Genomic DNA, 8,315 nt, shown 5'->3' on the forward strand with positions numbered 1-8,315 from the left:
GAATGTTTTATTGCTTTACAAATATATCACTAAATAGTTTTCATTAATGCTGTCTATTCTTATTCCGACCTATAATTACAATGTTTATAATCTGGTTTTAGAATTACACAAACAATGTATGGAATTAGGGATTATTTTTGAAATTATTGTAATTGATGACGGGTCAAATACAAGTATTTTAGAAAATGAAAAAATAAATACTTTACAATATTCTCGCTACGAAATGTTACACTCTAATATTGGGAGAAGTAAAATCCGGAATTTATTGGCTCAAAAAGGAAATTATCAATGGTTACTTTTTCTCGATGCAGATGTATTTCCTAAAAACAAAAACTTTATCTCAGCTTACATTCAATGTATAAATAACGAAGAGAAAACAGTTAATGGAGGTTTATTATATCCTGAAAAAAAACCAGAAAGAAACAAACTTTTTCGTTGGATCTATGGAAAGAGAAGAGAAGCATTACCCTTCGAAAAAAGAAAAAAAAATCCTTATTTAAGTTTCTTAACACTCAATTTTTTAATAAATAAATCTGTTTTTGAAAAGGTTTCGTTTAATGAAACAATACCCAATCTTAGACATGAAGACACTTTGTTTTCGTATAACCTGATGCAAAAAAACATTACAATTGAACATATTGGCAACCCTGTATACCATTATGGAATGGATGATTTTGAAATTGCCATCAAAAAAGAAAATGAATCCTTAACCGCTTTAAAATACTTAATCGATAATAAGCTGATATCAAAAGATTACGTTCGGATTTCTAAATTATTTTCGAAGATTAAGAAATTAAATCTAATTCCTATTCTTGTATTATTTCATAAATTGACCAAATACCTTTTTCTAAAAAACCTGGCCGGCAAAAATCCATCATTATATATTTTTGATTTATATCGTTTGGGATATATGTCTAAGCTTGAAAAAAAATTATGATGTTTTCTTTAAATCTTCAAAAAGAGCAATCCAGGTATCCATTATTAACTGAATTTCAAATTGTTCTGTAGTTTTTTTTGCGTTTTCACCAAGTTCTAAACGCAGGTCTTTATCTTTCATTAAAAGCTCCAATTTTTCTACAAATAAACCAATATTATCATCTTCAATTAGAAAGCCGTTTTGGTTATTTTCGATAATTTCTCCAGGACCAGAACTACAATCATAAGCTATACAGGGTAAACCACAATTCATGGCTTCTAAAAGAACCATAGGAAACGCTTCTGAACGTGAAGTCATTAAAAAAACGGATGACTGCTTGTAGCAATTTTCAATATCAGCAACAGGAGAGATGAAATTTACACTATTAGAAATTTTTATTCCCTCTGCTATTTTTTGATACTTTAAATCCGCATCCCACTGCCCATATACATCAAGAATCCAGTCTGGATGATTTTTAAGTACTTCTTTCCAGATCAACAATAATCTGTCTAAGCCCTTTTCATAACTATGTCTGCAAACAGCTATTGCCTTTTTGTTTTGTAGACTTGCCTGACTTTCAGAAATAAAACTGACCGGATTTGGAATTACTTTAGAATTGTTAATCTTCCATTCCTTAGCTCCTTTTTCTGTTAGTACAATAAATTTGTCAAATTTTCTGGAGGTAATTCTTTTTAAGAATAAAATAATTTCAGATCTTATCTTATTTAAGAATCCTTTTTTCTGTATTTGCTTCAGATTAACAGAAACATGTGTTTCGAAAATTAATGGTGTTTTAGACTTTATTATCCAAGGTATAAAAATCCACAAAACAGCATCACAAACAATCACGATATCGGGTTTTTGATCATAAATTGTTTTTTTGATTAACTGTAAATATCTCCACAAAAACAAGGCTTTATTTTTACTTTTATCAATCGTAAACCATTGTATTTTAGAGTCAAATTGATAAAAAAAATCTCCATTACAGTCATTTACAGTCAGAACATCAACCTTATAATTCAAAACTGAAACTAAATAATTCGTTTTTAAAGCAACAACCCTCGCAATTCCACCAGAGTTTTTGATATCCGGTGTTATATATAGAATTTTCATTTTTTAGACATTCGAAATTCATCAAAATCCCTTATGTAATCTTCTTCCTTAAATACATCTGAAGCAATAACTAAACATACTGCTCCTGAAGAAAAATTTTCTAATTCCCTCCAAATTCCTGTTGAAATATGCAATCCAATATTTGGTTTATTTAACAGAAATGATTTTTTAGAATTTCCGTCATTAACTGTAACTTCGAAACTACCGCTTAATGCAACTAAAATCTCCTCCTGATTGATATGTGAATGTCCTCCTCGAAAAGCATTACTTGGAACATCAAAAAGATAATAAATCCTTTTGATTTCAAATGGTAAAATATCATTTTGGATAAATGCTAAATTTCCTCTGGTATCTTCAACCACAGGAAATTTTATATGCTTTACATTGTTTAATATTGTCATTTTTTTAAATTAAGATCAATTTTCATTAAATCCAACCATTGTTTTCCTATATTGTCTAAAGAAAATTGCTGAATACTATCGAATGCGTTTTTTTTACAATAATTATATAATTTTTCGTTTTCTACAAACAAATTAATTGCTTCTGTTAATTTTTCAAGATTTTGATTTTCTACCAGTAATCCATTCTCATTATTTAAAATAATTTCTTTAGGCCCAGATAAACAATCAAATGCTATAACTGGTGTAGAACATGCTAATGATTCTAATAACACATTTGGAAATCCTTCGTTTTTACTTGACAAAACAGTAAAATAAGCATTCTTGTAATATGGAAATGGATTATCAATTTTACCTTTAAATATAATTAAATGTTCTAATTTAATTTCCCTGACATACTTTTCTAATTCACATCTGAAAACCCCTTCTCCTAAAATAATTAATTTTATATTTTTATTTACCAAATCTGATTTAGAATAACAATATATCAATTTATCAAACTGCTTGACCATATTTCCCATATTTCCAACAGCCAAAATGTATTGATCTGAAGAAAATATTTTACCATCAATCAATTTCCTGTTTATATAATCAAAATCAACAGGGTTATATATTGTTTTGACATTCTGATATTTATAGTCAAATTCTACTTTATCTTTAATTTTTTCAGATACGGTTACTATTTTATAACAATGCTTGTAAATGTATTTTGCCAGAAATTTAATATTTGGAAAATATAAATTAACCATATAACTATGAATGATCTGTATCAGAGGTGAAGAATATATATATTTAGAAATAAAAACCTCTTGAAAATTATGATTTTTGACTCTGGTGTCAATTATAAAATCAAATTTATTCTCTTTAAGGAACTTTTTCAATATATAAAATCTTTTAATTTTATTAAAAAAATCATTTCTTTTATTCTTTAGCTTTCCAAGATTGATAAGTTTTCCCGAAAATTCATATTCGACCTTATCTACAACAATAATATGATAAACATTTATATTATTTCTTTCAAAGAAAACAGAAAGCAATGCCGAACAACGTTCAGCTCCTCCACCTGCGAGCTGGTCAGAAACAATGCAAATACGTCTTTGCTTAGTTAATTTGTTCATTTATTACTATTTTAGCAACAAATATAATGATAATGAATATTTTACTTGTTGGAGAATATAGTTTATTACATAATTCCTTAAAAAGTGCATTAATTGAGTTAGGACATAATGTAACTTTAATTGGAAATAGCAACGGCTACAGATCATATCCTGTTGATTATGATCACGAAGCTAAATTTCTAACAAAAAAAATCTTTATAATTCCGAGAAAAATATTTTTCCGTTTATTTAAGTTTGAATTATTAGGTATCGAATATGGAATTCGCTTTTATCTTCATTTATCAAAATTGAAAAATTTTGATGTTGTTCAATTTGTTAATGAAGCCCCAATTAAAACTTCTAAATCTTTAGAATATTTTTTTATCAGAAAGATTTTTAATTCGAATAAAAAATGTTTTGTATTATCTGCAGGCATTGATTATTTGACTTTAAAATTTTACATGGAAAATAAAAATTACAAATCACTTATGATTCCTTTTTTTCAGAATCCAAAACTAAAGGAACATCTACAGTTTTTTGATTATTTCAGCAAAGATCATATTAAGATCCACAATTTTATCACAACTAATTTTAACGGGTTGATACCAACTGATTTTGACTATGTCGAAGCAAACAGAAATAGTCCTATTTATAAAGGTTTTATACCCTATCCTGTTAATATAAAGAAACTGAAATTCGAAAAATTATTCATTGAAAATAAAATTGTGATTTTTCTTGGAATAGGCCGATATAGTTACCACCAGAAAGGAATAATTTACTTTGAAAAGGCTTTGGAATTGATTAAAAAAAAATATGCTGAAAGAGTCGAGATAATTATCGTAAATACTATTCCGTATCCAGAATATATAAATCTTTATAACAAATCACATATTCTTTTAGATCAATGCACCTCTCGTGATCAGGGATATAATGCACTCGAAGCAATGGCTAAGGGAAAGGTAGTTTTTACAGGAGCTGAAACAGAATTTACGCAATATTATAATTTATCAGAAAGAGTTTGTGTCAATGCTATTCCTAACGTTGACTATCTGGTCAATGAATTGTCTTTTTTAATAGAAAATCCACAAGAAATAGTAGCTATGGGGATACGTGCCCGATCATTTGTTGAAAAAGAACATGACTATATAAAAATTGCCCAGAAGTATTTAAAAATCTGGGAAAATAATTAAATTTTAACAACTTTACTTCTCTTAAAGAGACGAACTTGATAAATATTTCTTTCTCCAGAATTACCTGTTTTTTGAAAAAAACAATAAAAAAGGTAATTATTATTCTTTAAGAAAATCATATGGAGTTCACAATAAACTAAAGAAATCTAAAATCATTCTATTGCTATATAAATTTTAGAGAAGTCATTAGGCTGATATAAATTATAACTTTTATCTGGCTGAAGATTTTTAAGCAATTCCTTGTCCTCACTCAAAAAAGAAAATAAGATCCTGAATAAATTTACGGATGATTTTAATTTTGAATCATATTCTGTATATTGGGAAGTATTCCATTTTATCGCGAGTTTAGCGCCAAAAATTGATTTTAAAAGAACTTTATCTGATATTTTTTTTGAAGCTTCTAAAGTATGGGAAAATCCAACAAAACCACCATGATCTGCTCCTATGATTATAATAGCATTTGAATCATTTTTTTCAATAAAAGAAACTGTTTCTTTTAACCACTTATTTGCTTCTCGCAATCTTTTTATATAAGATATTCTTTCTTTTTCAATACCCAAAGATTGTTGTTTATAAACTGATATATGATTAGGTGCAAATTTTTCAATAAAGAAAAAATTATTAGTCCCTTTATTTTTTAATATTTGATGTTTTAAATCACTTAAAAGATTTCGTTTTGACTCAAAAACATTAAAATAAGGAACTTCGTCTGAATTAAAATTACAATAGTCATACTCAACATTTGGGCTATTAGCAAGTAAATAAGGACTTTCTGTTAAAAAAAATGTTTTATAAGTATTCTTTTTAAATATTTTTAAAACCGGATTTTTTCCTGTAATTAAATCTCTGGAATATTTAAAATTCGAATTTATATTATAATAATGATGCTTCATGAAAAAGCAAGAACTGTTTGACGTTAAAGTCGATTCATAATTACTTCTAAAATCATTATATAATGTAAATTTTTTTTCTTTTAACCATTCATCAAACTCTGAATTATCAAAACGATATAAAATACCTTTAAGGTTTTCGTTACTTGCATACCCATCTGGCTCAATGTAATATACATTAGGCTTCTTTTTAAAACTGGTATTAAGAATATAATCAGGCTGTTGCTGCCATGAAGCAGAATTTCTAAGATTGCCCCAAATTATTTCAGAAACTTTTAAAACTGGAATTACTGAAAGTAATAAAATAAAAACTATAATTTTTTTGTAATGCTTATAAAGCTTTAAAGAAATAAAGCAAACAAAAACTAACAATCCTAATAAAAGCTTTTTCTTAATTGTTAAAAAATATACTTGTGAAAAATAAGCAGCCGTTAATTCAACAACTACAACAAATAAAAAGTGTTTTCTGTAAAGCTGTAACTTTTTGAAGCGGATGAATAAATGATATAATAAAAATATACTGATTGATGGCAATATCAAAAACAAAAAAGAAAAGTAAACCACATGTCTTAATGAATTAATATCTTCAAAGTTATTTGAATAAAAAAAAACTAATGGATAAAAGCCCGATAAAAAACCAACCAAAAATGGGTAATCTTTATCATTATTTATAAAACCATCAAATTTCTCTTTTATATTCATTTTATAAATTGCGGGTTTTCAAACTATATAAAATTCTTTCAGAAGACTCAATTTTCTCTTTCTTTATAATTTCAAAATAAACAGTATATTCTTTTTCGAAATTTTCTTCGTTATAAAAATCAAAATGACCTGAAAATTCTCTTTTACTGTCCAATAAAAACTGAACCCACGAATCTGTTCTTGTAGGGAATTCAATCAAAAGGTTCGAAGCCATTTTCGAGAAAAACTGAGCCGAAAATGAAAATGGAATATTTCCGGATAAAGTAATATGATGAATTACGGCCAAAGCGAGGCAAGCATCAAGATTTTGCGCTTTCACTCTATCAACAAAAGAAAAACGCTCTGCGTTATTAAAACCATAATTTGCTACCGGATTTAATACATCTGCAACGAGCGGTAATATGTTTTTTTCTTTATTTTTTAGTACCTGCCTGTAATTTTGTTCTACTGCATTAGCGTCAACGTCTGCTACAATTAATAACTCTGCCTGCTCTTTTAACTCGCGCGAAAAGGTACCATCATTGCCTCCAATATCAATTAAAGATTTTCCTTTTATAGATAAAAACCAATCTTTGACAAACTCTTTCTTAAATTGATATGCAACATCATTATAATTGATCTGATTGTAATAATGATCCCATTCTGTTTTTTCGTTAACCGATAAATTTAGAATGTAATCATACAAACCGTCAATTAGTTTAATTTGAGAAGCTTTCGATAAATTATTGTTTACTGTTTTTTTATCTGACTCGTATTTCTTATCATATTTAGCCAATAAATGAATGTTGGTCAATAATGTAGGACTAAAATAGCTTTTGACAGGCAGTAACAGTGATAGTTTTTGTAACGAAAGACCGTCAAGGTTTTGAGACAGCATTTTTAAATGCTCCTGTCCAAAATATTTTGCCAGGACTAAAGGACCTAAAAAGTGCATTATAAACTGTTTGTAGGCCAGCCAGGGATTGTTTTCCTTATAAAAATCAAAAGACAGGGTGTCTATAAAAACAGGTTTTCCTTCATGAAAAGTGATGTTAAACGCTGAAGCATCTTTTAACGTAAAATTATTTTGCAGAGACAGCTTTTGGATTTTCAAAGTCAGCAAAGCCGCGTGTTTGTATTGTAAAAAACTCCATTCGTAAGGATAAGTTACAAAGGGAATCTTTTGTGCTTCTATAATGATCTGATTTTGATTTTCCTGAACTGTTTTGTGCAGAATTAAATATTTTTTTTCAAAAAGAGTATCATAGAAACAACTTTCCGTTAAAGATTTGTATTGACTGAAATAAACCGGTTTTATTACTCTTTTAATGTTTCCGTCTTCTACAAAAACATATCCGGACGGATCTCTAAATGAAGAGGTCGTTCTTGTGTTTTCCATTTATTGCTGATCTTCCTTAGTATCGGTATCATCCATTAAATCATCTTCTGCTTTGTTTTTGATTCCAAAAACAGATTTTATTTTATGCATAACTGTTCTGTAAAACAGTAATACTCCTGCTACAGCAGCCGCTAAAAACTGAACAATCAAAGCGCCCGTTCCCGGATCAAAATATAATGGAATCATATTTACGTATTTTTTTTTCAAAAATACCTAAATTTAAGTAAATTCATAATGTATATGCGTACAAATTAACTTATACTATTCTTTTTATTTTTTATATTTAATTAAAGCTAATTATTATTGGCTTCTCTTCTTTTATCCTGCCACTACCTTATAAATCTTCTTAGTATCAGAATTATTAAAAAATTAATCTGCTAAAAAAGAAAATGTAATTTTCATGCACTATCTATGCTTTATCCATAAAGCTGTCTCGTCATAAAAGTGTGTTTTACTATTTACTGTCCCGTCCTAAAATAACTATACAGATTATTAAATAAATCCTATTATAGTTATACAAATATAATTCTTAATCCTAAACTTACTATACAACTGTTTTTTCATAGTTAAATTTTTTATTATAATTCTTCCATCTCTTCTTTAAGTTCTCTGATTGTAGATGAGCTTGATT

At 27.6% G+C, this 8,315-nt stretch carries 8 protein-coding genes; 2 read left to right on the forward strand and 6 right to left on the reverse strand.

Features of this window, described 5'->3' with window-relative positions; all coding sequences use genetic code 11:
- Positions 1-46 precede the first annotated feature (46 nt).
- Positions 47-937 (forward strand): glycosyltransferase family 2 protein, encoded by an 891-nt coding sequence (locus JE46_RS15820; RefSeq protein ID WP_031456250.1) that lies wholly within the window; start codon positions 47-49, stop codon positions 935-937.
- On the opposite strand, the gene JE46_RS15825 is transcribed toward JE46_RS15820, so the two are convergent.
- Genes JE46_RS15825 through JE46_RS15835 form a run of 3 tightly spaced genes read right to left on the reverse strand, consistent with a single transcriptional unit; the run spans position 932 to position 3,545 of the window.
- Positions 932-2,029 (reverse strand): glycosyltransferase family 4 protein, encoded by a 1,098-nt coding sequence (locus tag JE46_RS15825; RefSeq protein ID WP_031456251.1) that lies wholly within the window; start codon positions 2,027-2,029, stop codon positions 932-934. The two genes, JE46_RS15820 and JE46_RS15825, sit on opposite strands and share 6 nt — an antisense overlap.
- A complete protein-coding gene (locus JE46_RS15830) occupies positions 2,026-2,430 on the reverse strand; it encodes a sugar 3,4-ketoisomerase (RefSeq protein WP_031456252.1) in 405 nt (134 codons plus the stop codon). Before JE46_RS15830 ends, JE46_RS15825 begins: the two co-directional genes overlap by 4 nt.
- A complete protein-coding gene (locus JE46_RS15835; RefSeq protein WP_031456253.1) occupies positions 2,427-3,545 on the reverse strand; it encodes a glycosyltransferase in 1,119 nt (372 codons plus the stop codon). Before JE46_RS15835 ends, JE46_RS15830 begins: the two co-directional genes overlap by 4 nt.
- A gap of 32 nt (positions 3,546-3,577) precedes the next feature.
- Here JE46_RS15835 and JE46_RS15840 point away from each other — a divergent pair, with 32 nt between their 5' ends.
- The gene (locus JE46_RS15840) at positions 3,578-4,714 is read left to right on the forward strand and encodes a glycosyltransferase family protein (RefSeq protein WP_031456254.1); all 1,137 of its coding nucleotides are present in this window, start codon (positions 3,578-3,580) and stop codon (positions 4,712-4,714) included.
- Positions 4,715-4,866: 152 nt separating this feature from the next.
- Here the strand turns inward: JE46_RS15840 and JE46_RS15845 are convergent, their stop codons facing one another.
- Genes JE46_RS15845 through JE46_RS15855 form a run of 3 tightly spaced genes read right to left on the reverse strand, consistent with a single transcriptional unit; the run spans position 4,867 to position 7,891 of the window.
- Entirely contained in the window at positions 4,867-6,306 is a 1,440-nt protein-coding gene (locus JE46_RS15845) for a hypothetical protein (RefSeq protein WP_031456255.1), read from the reverse strand.
- A gap of 1 nt (position 6,307) precedes the next feature.
- Positions 6,308-7,684 carry a methyltransferase domain-containing protein gene (locus tag JE46_RS15850; RefSeq protein ID WP_031456256.1) on the reverse strand — a complete coding sequence of 459 codons (1,377 nt, stop codon included), beginning with the start codon at positions 7,682-7,684 and terminating at the stop codon, positions 6,308-6,310.
- Positions 7,685-7,891 carry a hypothetical protein gene (locus JE46_RS15855; protein ID WP_236010824.1) on the reverse strand — a complete coding sequence of 69 codons (207 nt, stop codon included), beginning with the start codon at positions 7,889-7,891 and terminating at the stop codon, positions 7,685-7,687.
- Positions 7,892-8,315: the final 424 nt, after the last annotated feature.

This window comes from Flavobacterium chungangense LMG 26729, assembly GCF_000735715.2.
Classification (GTDB): domain Bacteria; phylum Bacteroidota; class Bacteroidia; order Flavobacteriales; family Flavobacteriaceae; genus Flavobacterium; species Flavobacterium chungangense.